The sequence below is a fragment of the Micromonospora echinaurantiaca genome, assembly GCF_900090235.1.
In the GTDB taxonomy this organism is placed as follows: domain Bacteria; phylum Actinomycetota; class Actinomycetes; order Mycobacteriales; family Micromonosporaceae; genus Micromonospora; species Micromonospora echinaurantiaca.
In genome coordinates this window covers 3,392,202-3,407,865 of the sequence record NZ_LT607750.1, presented here as the reverse complement: position 1 = coordinate 3,407,865, position 15,664 = coordinate 3,392,202, and the positions used below count along the sequence as shown (strand labels likewise).

The 15,664-nt window shown below is 74.4% G+C and carries 12 protein-coding genes; 8 read left to right on the top strand and 4 right to left on the bottom strand.

The genetic code is table 11. From position 1 onward, the window contains the following. Positions 1 to 97 precede the first annotated feature (97 nt). Complete coding sequence (locus tag GA0070609_RS15420; protein ID WP_088994453.1) at positions 98 to 976, bottom strand: alpha/beta fold hydrolase; 879 nt, start codon at positions 974 to 976, stop codon at positions 98 to 100. Positions 977 to 1,142: 166 nt separating this feature from the next. On the opposite strand from GA0070609_RS15420, the gene GA0070609_RS15415 reads away from it, so the two are divergent. Further along, complete coding sequence (locus GA0070609_RS15415) at positions 1,143 to 4,793, top strand: BTAD domain-containing putative transcriptional regulator (RefSeq protein WP_088994452.1); 3,651 nt, start codon at positions 1,143 to 1,145, stop codon at positions 4,791 to 4,793. A 23-nt stretch (positions 4,794 to 4,816) separates the two neighbouring features. On the opposite strand, the gene GA0070609_RS15410 is transcribed toward GA0070609_RS15415, so the two are convergent. After that, positions 4,817 to 5,509 carry a carbon-nitrogen hydrolase family protein gene (locus tag GA0070609_RS15410; RefSeq protein WP_088994451.1) on the bottom strand — a complete coding sequence of 231 codons (693 nt, stop codon included), beginning with the start codon at positions 5,507 to 5,509 and terminating at the stop codon, positions 4,817 to 4,819. Between the two features lie 141 nt (positions 5,510 to 5,650). On the opposite strand from GA0070609_RS15410, the gene GA0070609_RS15405 reads away from it, so the two are divergent. The 4 genes from GA0070609_RS15405 (at position 5,651) to GA0070609_RS15390 (ending at position 10,126) form a co-directional block, all read left to right on the top strand. Then, on the top strand, positions 5,651 to 6,454 hold the full coding sequence (locus GA0070609_RS15405) for a DedA family protein (RefSeq protein ID WP_088997752.1): 804 nt from the start codon (positions 5,651 to 5,653) through the stop codon (positions 6,452 to 6,454). Between the two features lie 35 nt (positions 6,455 to 6,489). Then, on the top strand, positions 6,490 to 7,614 hold the full coding sequence (locus tag GA0070609_RS15400; protein ID WP_231928789.1) for a sensor histidine kinase: 1,125 nt from the start codon (positions 6,490 to 6,492) through the stop codon (positions 7,612 to 7,614). Then, on the top strand, positions 7,605 to 8,249 hold the full coding sequence (locus GA0070609_RS15395) for a response regulator (RefSeq protein WP_088994449.1): 645 nt from the start codon (positions 7,605 to 7,607) through the stop codon (positions 8,247 to 8,249). Before GA0070609_RS15400 ends, GA0070609_RS15395 begins: the two co-directional genes overlap by 10 nt. Positions 8,250 to 9,532: 1,283 nt before the next feature. Continuing rightward, entirely contained in the window at positions 9,533 to 10,126 is a 594-nt protein-coding gene (locus GA0070609_RS15390; RefSeq protein WP_088994448.1) for a hypothetical protein, read from the top strand. Positions 10,127 to 10,639: 513 nt separating this feature from the next. On the opposite strand, the gene GA0070609_RS15385 is transcribed toward GA0070609_RS15390, so the two are convergent. Continuing rightward, positions 10,640 to 11,371, bottom strand: a complete 732-nt coding sequence (locus GA0070609_RS15385) for a MerR family DNA-binding transcriptional regulator (protein ID WP_231928787.1) — start codon at positions 11,369 to 11,371, stop codon at positions 10,640 to 10,642. Positions 11,372 to 11,484: 113 nt separating this feature from the next. Here GA0070609_RS15385 and GA0070609_RS15380 point away from each other — a divergent pair, with 113 nt between their 5' ends. From GA0070609_RS15380 to GA0070609_RS15370, 3 genes are all read left to right on the top strand, one after another. Beyond that, entirely contained in the window at positions 11,485 to 12,015 is a 531-nt protein-coding gene (locus tag GA0070609_RS15380) for a DUF6194 family protein (protein WP_088994446.1), read from the top strand. Between the two features lie 396 nt (positions 12,016 to 12,411). Further along, the gene (locus GA0070609_RS15375; protein ID WP_088994445.1) at positions 12,412 to 12,834 is read left to right on the top strand and encodes a protein-tyrosine phosphatase family protein; all 423 of its coding nucleotides are present in this window, start codon (positions 12,412 to 12,414) and stop codon (positions 12,832 to 12,834) included. A 110-nt stretch (positions 12,835 to 12,944) separates the two neighbouring features. Next, a complete protein-coding gene (locus GA0070609_RS15370; protein ID WP_157748180.1) occupies positions 12,945 to 13,184 on the top strand; it encodes a hypothetical protein in 240 nt (79 codons plus the stop codon). A gap of 125 nt (positions 13,185 to 13,309) precedes the next feature. On the opposite strand, the gene GA0070609_RS15365 is transcribed toward GA0070609_RS15370, so the two are convergent. After that, positions 13,310 to 15,583, bottom strand: a complete 2,274-nt coding sequence (locus GA0070609_RS15365; RefSeq protein ID WP_088994443.1) for an ATP-binding cassette domain-containing protein — start codon at positions 15,581 to 15,583, stop codon at positions 13,310 to 13,312. Positions 15,584 to 15,664 lie beyond the last annotated feature (81 nt).

Here is a 15,664-nt window from a genome sequence, read left to right as displayed (position 1 = left end):
CCGGTTCCCCGCGACACCCGCCCCGCGCCGGGCCGCCTCGCGGCGACACCCGCCCCGCGCCGGGCCGGCTCGCCGCGACACCCGCCCCCCGCGCCGGCTACCGGGCCAGCAGGGCCCGCAGCGCGGCGACGACCTCGGCGGGGGCCTCCTCGGCCATGAAGTGCCCGCAGGAGACGGTGCGGTGCTCCAGGTCCGCCGCCCACGCCCGCCACAGCCCGGCGGCGTCGAAGCCCAGCGCCGCGCCCCAGTCCTGCTGGAGCACGGTCACCGGCATCCGCAGCCGGTTGCCGGCCGCCCGGTCGACCTTGTCGTGTGCCACGTCGATGCCGGCCGACGCCCGGTAGTCGGCGACGATCGAGGGAACCGCCGCGCGGGACGCCGCCAGGTACGCGTCCCGCACCTCCGACGGGATGGCCTCCGGATCCCGTGTCCAGATGTCGAGGAAGTGGCCGAAGAAGGCGTCCGGGCTGGCGCCGATCAGCTGCTCGGGCAGGCCGGGCGGCTGGGCCATCAGGTAGAGGTGGAAGCCGACGGCGGCGCTGGTGCCCCGCATCACCTCCCACATGTCCAGGGTGGGCAGCACGTCGAGCGAGGCGAGGTGGGTGACCGTGGCCGGGTGGTCGAGACCGGCGCGGATGGCGACCAGGGCACCCCGGTCGTGCCCGGCCAGGGCGAAGCGCTCGTGGCCCAGGGCCCGGGCCAGCGCGACGACGTCGGCGGCCATCGTCCGCTTGGAGTACCCGGTCCCGTCGGGGTCGGTGGGCTTGTCGCTGTCGCCGTAGCCCCGCAGGTCGGGGCAGATCACGGTGTGGTCGGCGGCGAGGTCGGCGGCGACGTGCCGCCACATGAGGTGGGTCTGCGGGAAGCCGTGCAGCAGCACGATCGGGCTGCCGGAGCCACCGACGGCCACGTTGAGCGCCACGCCGTCGGCGACGGTTACCCGGCGGTAGTCGAATCCGCGGATCCTCTGGTTCACGATGGGCCTGCCTAGATGTCAGGTGTGGTGTCGCCGGCGGGCCGCCGGCGGTCGGACCCGTCGAGCGTGACCGGTGGGAATCAGCGGTGGATGAGCAGCGGATGAGTGCCGCGTCCGCCGACCAGGGCGGTCACCTCGCCACGGGCGCCCGCCTAGATTGGGTGCCATGACGGGGGCGGCGACGGACGGGGTGGCCTTCGGCGTGCTCGGGCCGGTGCGCGCCGTCGACGCCGGTGGCCCCGTCCCGCTGAAGGGGCCCCGCCAGCGTGCGGTGCTGGCCCGGCTGCTGATCGCCCGGGGCCGGGTGGTGCCGGTCGAGCGGCTCGTCGGTGATCTCTGGGCGGAGCCCTCCGACGGTGCGGTGGCGGCGATCCGCACGTTCGTCGCCGATCTGCGCCGGGCCCTGGAGCCCGACCGGCGGCCCCGCCAACCCGCCCGGATGCTGGTCACCGCCCCGCCCGGCTACGCGCTGCGGGCCGCGCCGGACGCGGTCGACGCCTGGCGGTTCGAGGACGCGGTCGCCGAGTCCGGCCGGCTGCTCGCCGCCGGCCAGGCCGGTACGGCGCTGGACCGCCTGACGGACGCGCTCGCCCTGTGGCGCGGCCCCGCGTACGCCGAGTTCGCCGGCGAGGGCTGGGCCCGCGCGGAGATCAATCGCCTGGACGAGCTGCGGACACTGGCGGTGGAGCGCCGGGCCGAGGCGCTGCTGGCACTGGGCCGGGCCGCCGAGGCCGCCACCGAGCTGCGGACCCACGCCGAGGCGCACCCGCTTCGCGAGGACGCCTGGATGCTGCTGGCGCTGGCCCGCTACCGGTCCGGCCGCCAGGGCGAGGCGCTGGCCGCGCTGCGCCAGGCCCGCGACACCCTGGTCACCGAGCTCGGGGTGGACCCGGGCCCGCGGCTGCGGCAGCTTGAGGCGGACATCCTCGCCCAGGCTCCGCACCTGAACCCGCCGGAACCGCCCACCGCCCCGCCCACCCACCAGCCGGCCCCGGCCGGTGGTCCAGGGCCGGTCGGTGGGCCGGGGCCGGTCGGTGGGCCGGGGCCGGTCGGTGGGCCGGGGCCGGTCGGTGGGCCGGGGCCGGTCGGCGGGCCGGGACCGGTCGGCGGGCCGGGGCCGGCTGAGGGGCGGACGCCGGTCGGCGGCCCGGAGCAGGTCGCGGGGCGGGCGCCGGCGGTCACGGAGCCGGCGGACCGGCGGCCGTTCGTCGGTCGGGGTGCTGAACTTGGCCGGCTGCGGCAGGCAGCCGAGCGGGTCGTCCAGCGGGGCCGGCCCGCGCTGGCGCTGGTCTCCGGCGACGCCGGCGCCGGCAAGACAGCGCTCGCCGACGCGCTCGCCCGCCACCTGTCGGCCGCCGGCTGGACGACCGCGTGGGGCCGCAGCCCCGAGTACGAGGGCGCCCCCGTCGCCGGACCGTGGACCCAGCTCACCGACGCCCTCACGGCAGCCGCCGGATCTCCCGAGCCGGCGCGGACCCTGCCCGGCGGACCGGCGACCACCATGTCGGGTCCGCCGCCGACCGGGCCCGGCGCACGGGGGACGACCGTGCCCGGACCGGCGCCGACCGGGCCCGGCGGACCGGCGACCCCACCGGCCGGCGGTCCACCTTCGGCGGGTGGCGTCCCGGAGCCCGGTCCGGACCGGGTCGAGGACCCGGCGGCGCGCCGGTTCCGGCTGCACCGGGCCGTCGCCGCGCTGGTGACCGCGGCCGCCGCCCGGGCGCCGGTGCTGCTGGTCGTCGACGACCTGCACCGGGCCGATCCGGACACCCTGGACCTGCTGACCGCCCTGGTCGGTGAGCCCGAACCGGTCACCGGGCCGGTGCTGGTCGTCGGCACCTACCGGGCGGCCGAGATCGGTCCCGAGCTGACCGCGGCGCTGGCCCGGGTCGCCCGTACCGAGCCGGTCCGGGTCTACCTGGGCGGGCTCGCCGAGCCGGCGACCGGCGAGCTGACCCGCGCGGTGGCCGGGCCGGACCTCGACCCGGCCGTGGTGCACCTGATCCACCAGCGCAGCGGCGGGAACCCGTTCTTCGTCCGGGAACTGGCGCGGCTGCTCGCCGCCGAGGGTGACGCGGCGCTGCGTGAGGTGCCCGCCGGGGTGCGGGACGTCATCCGGCACCGGCTGGGCCGGCTGCCGGACGCCGCGCAGACAGTGCTGCGCCAGGCCGCCGTCCTCGGCCGCGACGTCGACCCGGAGGTGCTGACCGCGCTGAACGGTGACCCGGCGACCGTGCTCGACGCGCTGGAACACGCCCTGAACGCCGGTTTCCTCACCGAACACGGCGCCGACGGGCAGCTGCGGTTCACCCACATCCTGGTGCGGGACACGCTCTACCGCGACCTGTCAGCGCCGCGCCGCGCCGGATGGCACGCCGCCGCCGGTGAGGCCGTCGAACGGCTGCACCCGGAGGACGTCGCCACCCTGGCGCACCACTTCACCCACGCCGCCGGCCGAGCCACCGCGCCGCGCGCCGCGCGCTACGCCCGGGCCGCCGCCGAGCAGGCCGAACGCCGGTTCAGCCCGCACGAGGCGGCCCGGCTGTGGCGGCAGGCGGTCGCCGCCCACGACCGGGCGGGCGGCGCCGACGTACGCGGGCGGCTGGCGGCCGTGATGGGGCTGGGCCGGGCGCTCGCCGTCACCGGTCACCTCGCCGAGGCCCGCCGGCTCCGGTCCGGTGCGCTCGCCACCGCCGCCGGGCTCGACGACCCCGACCTGACCACCGGCCTGCTGACCGCGTACGACGTGCCGGCCAGCTGGACCCGCAACGACGACGAGCAGCTCTCCCGGCAACTGGTCCGGGCCGCCGAGGGGGCGCTGGCCGCACCCGGCGGAATCGGGCCGGAACGGCGCAGCCGGCTGCTGAGCACCCTCGCCCTGGAGTTGCGCGGCACCACCACGGACCGGGGCCTGCAGGCGGCCGGCGAGGCGGAGGCCATCGCCCGGCGGCTGGCGGACCCGGGGCTGCTGGCGGTCGCGCTGAACGCCCGCTACCTGCACACCTTCGCCCGCACCGGCCTCGCGGCCGAACGCGCCCGGATCGGCGCCGAACTGGTCGACCTGGCCGCCCGGCACGAGCTGGTGAGCTTCGAGGTCCTCGGTCACCTCGTCCTGCTCCAGGCCCACTGCGCGCTCGCCGACCTGGCCGCCGCGGACGCCCACGCCGACGCCGCCGACCGCCTCGCCGAGCGGTACGACCTGCCGCTGGTGGGTGTCTTCACCGACTGGTACGCGGCCCTGCGGCTGGCCGTCGACGGGCAACCGGCCGCCGCGGAGGCCCGGTACCGCGCCGCCCAGGCCCGCCTCGCCGGCAGCGGGATGCCCGGCATGGAGCAGGGGCTGCTCGCCCTGGCGCTGCTCTGCCTGCGGCTGACCGGGCCGGACGACGAGGCGGGTCGGCCGGCCGCCGGAGCGGGCGGACCAGGGGACCCGGACGACTGGGCGGGCTGGGACTTCGGGCCGTACCAGCCGTGGGCCCGGCCGCTGGTGCTGCTCCGGGCCGGCCGCCGCGACGAGGCCGCCGAGGCGCTGCGTGCCCTGCCCGAGTCGCCGCACGACCTGCTCCGCGAGGCCCGGCTCTGCCTCGCCGCCCGCGCCGCGCTCGCCCTCGACGACCAGGCCACCATGCGGTACGCCTACGCCGAACTGCTCCCCGCCGCCGGCGAGCTGGCCGGGGCGGGCAGCGGCGTGCTCAGCCTCGGCCCGGTGGCCCGACACCTCGGCGATCTCGCCGCCGCCCTGGGCCACCCTGAGCGGGCCGCCGCGCACCACGAGACGGCCCGGACGGTCGCGGCCCGGGCGGCCCGGCACGGGTGACCGGCATCCCTCCAGGTGCGGACTCAGCCGAGGGTCGCGCCGGCCGTCTCGCCCGGCGCGTCGCCGGCCCACGCGAGCACCGTGCCGTCCGGCGCCCAGATCGCCGACCCGCCGGCCGCCTCGGCGTACCCGCCACCCGTCGACCCCGCGAAGCTGGCCACCGCCACGTGCACCCGGTGCGTGGCGGCGATCCGGACTGCCCGCTCGGGCGTGACGGCCGCGTCCCGGGCGTGCTCCAGGACACCCGCGACGTAGACGTCGACGCCGAGCGCCACGGTCCGCGCCGCGTGCTCAGCGATCCCGGTGTCCCGGCAGATCGCCAGCCCCAGCCGCCAGCCGTCCACCGCCAGCACCGCCGGCGCCGGGCCGGGGGAGAAGCGCTCGCCCTCCGCCCCACCGGGCCACATCTTCCGGTACGCCACCCGCGACCCGGTGCCGTCCACGGCCAGCATGGCGATGTGCTCACCGCGTACCGGGGCGCCCGCCAGAGCCAGCGTGCCGGTGTCGGCGCACGCCTCGACCAGCGGCCCGAGCCGGGGGTCGTCGACGTCCACCGGCGGGGCGTCCAGCAGGTAGCCGGTCAGCGAGAGCTCGGGGAAGACCACCACCCGGGCGTCCGCCGCGCGCACCGTCGCGGCGTGCGTCGCCGCGTTCACCCCGACGTCGTACGCCACACAGGGCGGCTGCGCGACGACGATGCGCAACGGCGTACGCATGGCGGCTCCTCTCCACGGCGGACCCGCAGGATAGGCGCCGACCCTGTGGTTTTCCGCACCCCGGCCGGTGCGGACCGCCCCGCCGGGATCGACGGCCGGCCCCATGGCCGGCTCCCAGGAACAGTTCGTAGCGTGTGGGCCATGATTCGTAGCGCGCCGCACGCCCTGCTCGCCGCCACCGGTCAGGCCGAACCACCCCAGGACGGCCTGGTCGGCTACGTCACCGGTCTGGTGGAACGGCTCGGCGGCCCGGGCGCCGGCCTGGCCGTCGCCCTGGAGAACCTGTTCCCGCCGATCCCGAGCGAGGTGATCCTGCCGCTGGCGGGCTTCGTCGCCGGTCAGGGCCGGATGAGCGTGGTCAGCGCGATCTTCTGGACCACCCTCGGTTCGGTGCTCGGCGCGCTCGCGCTCTACTGGATCGGCGCCGCGCTGGGCCGGGAGCGGGTCCGGGCCATCGCGGAACGGCTACCGCTGGTCAAGCTCAGCGACGTCGACCGGACCGAGGAGTGGTTCCTGAAGCACGGCGTCAAGGCGGTCTTCTTCGGGCGGATGATCCCGATCTTCCGCAGCCTGATCTCCATCCCCGCCGGCGTGGAGCGGATGCCGGTCTGGACGTTCGTCGTCTACACCACGCTGGGCAGCCTGATCTGGAACAGCACCTTCGTGCTCGCCGGTTACCTGCTTGGCGACAACTGGCACCTCGTCGAGGGGTACGTCGGCGCCCTGCAGAACGTCGTCATCGTCGCCTGCGTGGCCGCTTTCGGCTGGTTCGTCGTCTCCCGGCTGCGCCGGCGGGCCCGGGCGGGCGCGGAGCCCGTCGCGCCGCCGGCGCCGCCCGCGCCGCCGGCCGCCGGCGTGCCCGACCCGAGCGGGCGGGGCACCATCTACCGCAGCTCCTACACCGACAGCCAGCACAGCGGCTGGGATTACGACGGGGTTCGGTGAATCCCGCGGAGCGGCCCCGATCCGCGCTGCCACGCGTGGCCAGGGTGCCGATCGGTGTCGCCGCCGGGATCCTGACCGCCGTCGGCGAACTGCTGTTCCTGGTCGTCGCGGCCGTCGCGGTCGCCGTCGCGGCGGTCGTCCCGCCGGCCCGCCGCCGGGCGCACGCCGCGATCCTGCGGTACGCCGCCGGGCTGGTCCGGCTGGAACGCCGCCGGTTGGCCGGCTTCCTCACCGCCGGGGTGGCCCCGGGCGGGCCGGCGACCCGGGGCTGGCGCGACGTCGGCTACCTGGCCGCCCGGCTGCTGCCCGGTGCGCTCGGCGCGCTGGCGTACGGGCTGTTCGCCGTCGGCGTGGTGCTGGCGGTGATCGTGCTGTGGGCCGTGCTGCGCGGCACGCTCGAACCCGCCGACGCCCTGGTGCAGGTCGTCATCGGCGCCGCGCTGCTGCTGGTCAACGTCCAGGCCGTCGCCAGCATCGCGGCGCTGGACGTCCGGCTCGCCCACCGACTGCTCGGCGCCGGCTCCCGGGCCGAACTGGAACGGCGGGTCCGCGAGCTGACCACCAGCCGCGCCGAGGTCGTCGCCGCCGTGGACGCCGAACGGCAGCGCATCGAACGGGATCTGCACGACGGTCTCCAGCAGCGCCTCGTCGCCCTCGGCATGCTGCTCGGCCGGGCCCGGCGCAGCCGCGACCCCGAACGCGCCGCCGCGCTGATCGCCCAGGCGCACCAGGATGCCCAGCGGGCCATCGGCGAGTTGCGCGAGGTGGCCTGGCGGGTCTACCCGTCGGCGCTCGACGACGGTGACCTGGGGGAGGTGCTCCGCGTCGTCGCGGACCGCTCCGACATTCCGGTGCGCATCCGCTACGACCTGGCGACCCGCCCCGACCGTCCGGTCGAGACGGTGCTCTACTTCGTGGCCTGCGAGGCGCTCACCAACGCCGCGAAACACGCCGCGGCTAAGCTGATCACCGTGGAGGTCGAGAGCCGGGCGGGGACCATCCGGCTGCGGGTGCACGACGACGGCGTTGGCGGCGCCGACCCCACCGGGGCCGGCCTGACCGGCCTGGCCCGCCGGGTGGCCGCCCTGGACGGCCGGCTGCGGGTGGACAGCCCGCCCGGCGGGCCGACCATGGTGCTCGCGGAGTTGCCGTGCGGATAGTGCTGGCGGAAGACTCGGCGTTGCTGCGAGAAGGGCTGGCCCGGCTGCTCGCCGAGGAGGGGCACGAGGTCGTGGCCGCGGTGGCCTCGGCCGACGAACTGGTCACCGCCGTCGAACGGCACCGACCCGACGTCGTCGTCACCGACGTCCGGATGCCTCCCACCAACACCGACGACGGCCTCCGGTCGGCGCTGGAGATCCGGCGCCGCTGGCCGGCGACCGCGGTCCTGGTGCTCTCCCAGTACGTCGAACGGCGGTACGCGACGCGGCTGCTGGCCGACCGCCCGGAGGGCGTCGGCTACCTGCTCAAGGACCGGGTCGCCCAGGTCGACGATTTCCTCGACGCCCTCGACCGGGTGGCCGCCGGCGCCACGGCGCTGGACCCCGAGGTGGTCCGCCGGGTCCTCGCCGGCGCGGAACCGGCGGATCCGCTGAGCCGGCTGACGGCCCGCGAACGGGACGTGCTGCACCACATGGCCCAGGGGCACACGAACGCCACCATCGCCGAGCGGTTGCACGTGTCGCAGAGCGCCGTCGAGAAGCACATCAACACGATCTTCGACAAGCTCGACCTGTCGCAGACGTCCGGGTACAGCCGGCGGGTGCTCGCGGTGCTGCGATACCTGGGCGTCTGAACGGCCCTTTGATGCTGTCGGGCTGCACCGGCAATCGCGGCCGGGCTGAGTCGTGCCTTCGTGGCTGTCGGTTCGTGCGTTGGCGGGGTCGGGGCGCGGCCGTCCGCTTGCGGTGGGTGGGTGGTTGCGGTTGGGGTGTGGCCCGCCGTGACCGGCTCCGGGCGGTCAGGCTTGATCCCTTCGCCGGTCACGGCGGGCCACACCCTCGCCGTGGTCCAGCTCCGCTCGTACGTTCATGGTGGCCCCACCTTCGTCGTGGTCGGGGTCCGTCGGTGTGGTCACGGCGAGTCCAGTGTTGTCGTGGTCCGGTCCCGTTCGTGCGGTCGCGACGGGCACTGCCGTCGTCGCGGTCCACCGCTCGCGTGGTCGCGTGGCCGGGCGCACTCTCTGTCTGGTCCCAGGTCCGTGCGTAGCTGCCCTCGTCAACGCCCGTGCGCTCGTCCCGTCCGGCGCGGTTCGGCGGCTGGTTGGTGGCGGCTGGGCGGTTCGGGCGTGTCGTCGGAGGCTGGGCATGTTGTCCGAGAGGTTGATACCTCCCAGTCATCAATATGCCCCTGAGGTATCACGCTCGTTCCTTGATGACCCCACCCACCGTCGGGATCCCATCGGGCCCTCCGTGACGCTGGATGAAACCTCAGCCCGGGTTTCGGGCATCCGGACTTTCCGCGCATCCGGGGCCTTGAGCGTGCGGGCCCGCCGTGAGCGTGCGGGCCCTGTCGTCGTTTCGCCGATGTGGCGGTGTCGACCCGTCCGGGATGGCCCCATATCGGCGACATGGTGTCGTCACGCCGGCGAGCCCTCCGGCCGAGCGGTGGTCAGACCTGTTGGTGGGGTGTTTGTCGGGTTTGTGGGTGTGACCGGGGGCATCTCGGTGGCGGAATCGGGGCCGGGTCGGGGGCGTTACATCATGCGGACGATCGAGCAAGGGCACGCCGCCGGCCCGGCCGGCCGCGAGGCCCGTGGGCCCGGTGGAATGGTGGCGGGCGGCCGGTCGTTGCATCCCCCGGCGATCGCAGCAACACCCCGCCCGGCAGAGCCGGGTGAGGGTTCTGGCCCCGGAATGATGGTGGGCTGGCGGTCGTTACACACAGTCCGGCACCGCGCAGGGCACCCCCGCCCAGCTGGTCTTGCCGGGCATCTGGCACCGGCCAGGGCATCCCCCGCCCCGGCGAGAGTGCCGAGTAGTTCTTCCCCCCGAGTCTTTTGAGCGCCTGATGGTGCTTGCGCTGCTGTGGCCCGTCCCCCTTGGGTTTGGTGGCGTCATCCCCCGAAGGAGCTTTGTGATGAACACGATCATGCGTAAGAGCGTTCTGGGTATTGCTGGTCTGGCCTTCGCCGGTGGCATCTTCGCCGGCCCCGCCACGAACGCCGAGGCCGCGTCGGTCGAGTCGGTGAAGCCGGTTGCCGTGGTGCAGGCTGACAAGCCGGGTGTCGATAAGGCGAAGCTGGTTCCGCATGGTGTGCAGGGTGAGCAGTCGCGCATCGAGCTCGACGGTGAGCAGGTGGAGAACGTGAAGGCGATCATCGCGGCGACGAAGAAGTCCGACATGGACGAGCGGGCCGCCGTGGTGGCGATCGCTACCGCGCTGCAGGAGTCGAAGCTGGAGAACCTGGGTCACCTGGGTGAGCGCAACGACCACGACTCGCAGGGTCTGTTCCAGCAGCGCCCGTCCAGCGGTTGGGGCACGGTCGAGCAGATCACCGACCCCGAGTACTCGACCAAGGCGTTCCTGAAGGGCCTCAAGCAGGTCGACGGCTGGCAGGACATGCCGCTGACCAAGGCCGCCCAGACGGTGCAGGTGTCGGCCTACCCGTTCCACTACGCCCAGTGGGAGCAGCAGGCCGCCGACCTCGTCGCCGAGCACTGGAACAGCTGACCCAACCCAACACACGCAGGACTGCTGGCCGACACCCACACCGGGTGTCGGCCAGCAGCACATCCACCGCCACTGGCCGGCACTCCACCAACGGGTGCCGGCCAGTGGCGACCGGCGGCCTGGCGGAGATCTTGGACAGTTACCGTCCGCAGCTAACCGAAACTGTCCAAGATCTCGACCAGCGACCCGCACACCCACGCAGACAGCGCGAGCCACCGACTCACGACCGCGACCGGCGGTCGAGGCTCGACCGGGACAGGGGTGTGGCCCGCCGTGCCCGGCGCAGGGATCAAGCCTGACCGCCCGGAGCCGGGCACGGCGGGGCCACACTCCCAACCGCGCCCCCGACGCAGCAGGCTGCCCGCCACCCCCAACCGCGCCCCCGACGCAGCAGGCTGCCCGCCACCCCCAACCGCGCCCCCGACGCAGCAGGCTGCCCGCCACCCCCGACCGAAGGCGCCGGCCAGCAGCGCAACCCGCAGCAGACTGGCCGGCATTCGAGCCGGAGTCGTTTCAGCCGGTCGTGCGTGCGGGCTCGGTGGTTGCGGCATCGCCCCGGCGTTCGTCGTCCTCGACGTGGAGGTAGTCGGCGAGGCGGGCGGCGGCGAGGAGCATGGCGCGCCCGCGGGCGGCCAGCCGGGCGCGCCAGCCCTCCAACGAGCCGGCCAGCGCCTCCGGCCCGTCGGCGTCGCGGACCCGCCGCATGACGGTGGCAATCTGCTCCAGCAGATAGCCGCCGCGCCGGAGCAGGTGGGCCAGGTCGGCGTCGCGCACGTCCTCCGGGCCGTACAGGCGGTGGTGGGTGGCGCGGTCGCGGATCGGCTCGAGGATGCCGGCTCGTTCCCATTTCCGCAGCGTCGCGGGTGTCACCCCGAGCCGGTGGGCGAGGGCACCCACCGTCAGCGGGCGGTCGGGCCGGTCCGTGGCCGGCGGGTTCGCGAGGATGCCGACGGCCGACTCGACGGCGTCGAGCGTCTCCCGGTCCCGTAGCAGCTGGGCATGGCTGCGGTCGATCGCCCGTAGGGCGGTGTCCAGGTCATCTGCGTTGACGGCGCGCATGATCTCGCCGCTGGTCGCGTAGCCGTGCGCCGGGATCAGCGCGAGGTACGCCCGCAGCGCTATTGCGTGCCGGGCCGAGTAACGGCGGTACCCGCTCGGCGTGCGGCGGGCCGCCGGGATGACGCCGGCGTCTTCGTAGTTGCGGACCGCCTGGGTGGAGATGCCGTGCTCGCGGGCGAGGTCCACCGGCCGGTGACCACCCGCCCCGGCATGTACTCCGGTTTGAGACTTCAGCTGGACCCTCCTGTGCCACCCGCCATCGAACTTTCACAAGGTAGTTCAAGGATACGGTTGAGGCCATGACTTCTGGACGCGAATCATCGGCGGGTTGGTCGTACGGCGACGAGGGACGGGAGCCGGTGTCCGCCGAGGCGCTCGTCGAGCGGATCCTCGCGCTGCCCGACGTCGCCCAGGTGGTGGCCGACGAGACGTCGGGCGTGCCCGAGACGCACTGGGGCGACCGGTTCTTCTTCGTCGGGCCGGACCGGCGGCGGCCGTTCGCCACGATCGTCTACCACGACACGCCCGGCTTCGACGAGGACTCCCGGCTCGACCGACCGGGCGTCTTCCGGCTGAACGTCGAGCTCGGCCGGGCCGAGTTCCAGCGCCGGTTCGGCTACCCACCGGCGGAGTTGCCCGACCGCCGGTCGGAAGTCGACTTCAGCCGGGTGGACGAGATCCAGCCCCATCCCGCGTACGGGCTGCACGGCTGGGCGTGCGTCCTCAATCCCGGCGTCGGGCGGCTGCCGGAGGTCGATCGGCTGCTCGACCACGCGTACCGCCGGGCGCTCGCCCGCCACCAGCGGGCCCTCGACCGCGAGTCCCGTTGACCGGTCCCGGCTGGCCGGCAGGACCGAGAATTCCGTCTCACCTGGCCGGGAACAAGAACCGGGGTCGGTAGGTTGAGGGAGGTGTCGGTGTGATCAGTGTCCCCGGGCCTCACCATATTGCCTTCGCGGAATACCGTCCGGCTGGAGCCGCGTCGTGCCACTCGCCGAGAGGCGACCTGCACACCGACACCCCAGCGCCGCCCCCGAGCCCACCGGGCCCGGGGGCGGCGCTGTCTCGTCTGCCCGTGCCGACCCCGAGAGCCAGCCAGCGCGCCAGCCCGCGTGCCGGGCCAAGCCCGAGAGCCGGGCGCGGCGCAGCGGCCGAAGCCGGAGGTCGCGCTCAGCCGAGGGCGAACGGGGCCTCGGCAGGGGCGCGGGGGAGCGGACAATGCCCGGATGAGTGTCGAGCAGGTATGGACCGAGCAGACCGGAGTGGTCGCGCTGCCCAGCGGCGTGACGGTGCGCGGCCGACGGATCGGTGATCCGGCCTCGCCGGCCGACTTCGCCCTGCTGCTGGCGGCCGGTCCGGCACCGCAATGGCCGCACCGGTGGATCCGGTGGCCGGACTTCTGGATCCCGGTCGACCGGGCCGACGCGCTCGACGCGCTACGGGAGGCGCTGCGCCGGGCGCACGACGGTGAGCGGGTCGAGGTGGCCTGCCGTGGCGGTACCGGCCGGACGGGCACCGCCATCGCGGCGCTCGCGATCCTCGATGGGCTGCCGGCCGAGCGGGCGGTGCAGTGGGTACGCGCGAACTACCGTCCGCGTGCGGTGGAGACACCCTGGCAGCGGCGTTGGCTACGCCGCCTGCCCCGCTGAACCCGCTGGTCACCAGCCGGCCGCGCCTGTGGTGCTGGTCATGAACGGGGTTCGTCCGGCTCCGCCGGGGTACGAGGGGCACCTCGTCGGACAACCTAGGCAGGAACACCATGGCACCACCCCGCTACCAGGGCGTTCACCGTCGGCCGGCCCCGCGGATGGCGCCCGTCGCCCGGGCCGCCGCGTCGCTGGCCGTGCTCAGCGTGCTCGCCGTCCTCTTCCTCGACGCGCTGCTGATCACCGTCGGCCTGCTCACGCCGGTCGCGGCGGCGCTGCGCCCCCTGCGCGCCTGGCTACGCGACCTCGACGCCCCGACCGTGTCGACGGCGAGCGCCGCGTCGGGCCGCTGACCGCCGTGCCGACCGCCGGCGCCGCGTCCGGTCGCTGACCGCCGTGCCCCGCCGTGCCGACCGCCGGCGCCGCGTCCGGTCGCTGACCGCCGTGGTCCCGGTGCAGGGGCACCGGGACCACGGGCTCACGCCGCTACGTACTCCCGCAGGTGCTGGGCGGTCAGGGTGTCGCCGTGGGCGACCAGGTCGGCCGGCGTGCCGGTGAAGACGATCCGGCCGCCGTCGTGCCCCGCACCCGGCCCCAGGTCGATCAGCCAGTCGGCGTGGGCCATCACGGCCTGGTGGTGCTCGATGACGATCACCGTGTTGCCGGCGTCCACGAGCCGGTCCAGCAGGGCGAGCAACTGGTCGACGTCGGCCAGGTGCAGGCCGGTGGTGGGTTCGTCGAGCACGTAGGTGCTCGCCTTGTCGGCCATGTGGATGGCCAGCTTGAGCCGCTGCCGCTCGCCCCCGGAGAGCGTGTTGAGCGGCTGGCCGAGGGTGAGGTAGCTGAGCCCGACGTCGACCAGCCGGTCGAGGATCACCCGGGCCTGACCGCTGGGGAAGAAGTCCCGGGCCTCGGTGGCCGACATCGCGAGCACCTCGCTGATGTTCTTACCGCGCAGCCGGTAGGTGAGTACCTCGTCGGTGAAGCGCCGACCCTCGCACCGCTCACAGACCGAGGCGACGCCGGCCATCATGGCCAGGTCGGTGTAGACCAGGCCGATGCCCTTGCAGGTCGGGCAGGCGCCCTCGGAGTTGGCGCTGAACAGCGCCGCCTTGACCCCGTTGGCCTTGGCGAACGCCGTCCGGATCGGGTCGAGCAGCCCGGTGTAGGTGGCCGGGTTGCTGCGCCGGGAGCCGCGGATCGGCGACTGGTCGACGACCACCACGCCGTCACGGCGGTGCAGCGACCCGTGGATCAGCGAGCTCTTGCCGGAGCCGGCCACCCCGGTCACCACGGTCAGCACGCCGAGCGGCACGTCGACGCTGACGTCCTGCAGGTTGTGCAGGTCGGCGTTGCGGATCGGCAGCTGCCCGGTGGGCCGGCGTACCTGCTCGCGCAGTCGGACCCGGTGGTCCAGGTGCCGGCCGGTGAGGGTGCCGGAGCGGCGCAGGCCGGGGACGTCGCCGGTGTAGCAGACCTGGCCGCCGGCGGTGCCCGCCCCGGGCCCGAGGTCGACCACGTGGTCGGCGATGGCGATGGTCTCCGGCTTGTGCTCGACCACCAGCACCGTGTTGCCCTTGTCGCGCAGACGCAGCAGCAGGTCGTTCATCCGGGCGATGTCGTGCGGGTGCAGGCCCACGGTCGGCTCGTCGAAGACGTACGTGACGTCGGAGAGGCTGGAGCCGAGGTGCCGGACCATCTTCACCCGCTGCGCCTCGCCGCCGGAGAGGGTGGCCGACTCGCGGTCCAGGCTGAGGTAGCCCAGGCCGATCTCGACCAGCGAGTCGAGAAGGTCGCGCAGGTTGCCGACCAGTGGCGCGACCGACGGGTCGTCGATGCCGCGGACGAACTCGGCCAGGTCGCTGATCTGCATCGCGGAGCACTCGGCGATGTTGCGGCCGGCGATCCGGGACGACAGTGCCGCCTCGTTGAGCCGGGTGCCACCGCAGGCGGAGCAGGTGGTGAAGGTGACCGCCCGGTCGACGAAGGCGCGGATGTGCGCCTGCATCGACTCGCGGTCCTTGGTCAGGTAGAGCCGGCGCACCTTCACCGCCAGGCCCTCGTACGTCCAGTTGTTGCTGCCCATCTTGATCTTCGTGGCCGGTTTGTGGAGGAAGTCCTCCCACTGCTGGGGCGTGTAGTCCTGGAGCTTGGCGTCCGGGTCGAACAGGCCCGAGCCGACGATGGTCTGCCAGTACCACGAGTCGACGGCGAAGTTGGGCACCTTGATCGCGCCGTCGTTGAGCGAGCGCTCGACGTCGACCAGTTCGTGCACGTCGAGGTCGGAGATCCGGCCCAGGCCCTCGCAGGTGGGGCACATCCCCTCGGCGAGGTTGAAGCTGAACGCGCCCGCCCCGCCCACCTGCGGGCTGCCCAGCCGGCTGAACACGATCCGCAGCATTGCGTACGCGTCCGTCGCGGTGCCGACGGTCGAGCGGGAGTTGGCGCCCATCCGCTCCTGGTCGACCACGATGGCCGGGGTGAGGTTGCGCAGCGAGTCGACGTCCGGGCGGCTCAGGCTCGGCATGAACGACTGGAGGAAGGCACTGTAGGTCTCGTTGATCATGCGCTGCGACTCGGCGGCGATGGTCCCGAAGACCAGCGAGGACTTCCCCGACCCGGACACTCCGGTGAAGACGGTCAGTCGGCGCTTGGGGATGTCGACCGAGACGGAGGCGAGGTTGTTCTCCCGCGCTCCGCGTACCTCGATCATGTCGTGGCTGTCGGCGGCGGACCGTGCTGGCTGCGGCATGCGAACCCTTCGCGAGATCGTGGGCAGGATGAATCCCGCCCGAGCTTCTACGGGTCTGGCAGCCTTCAATTGTCCCATTCA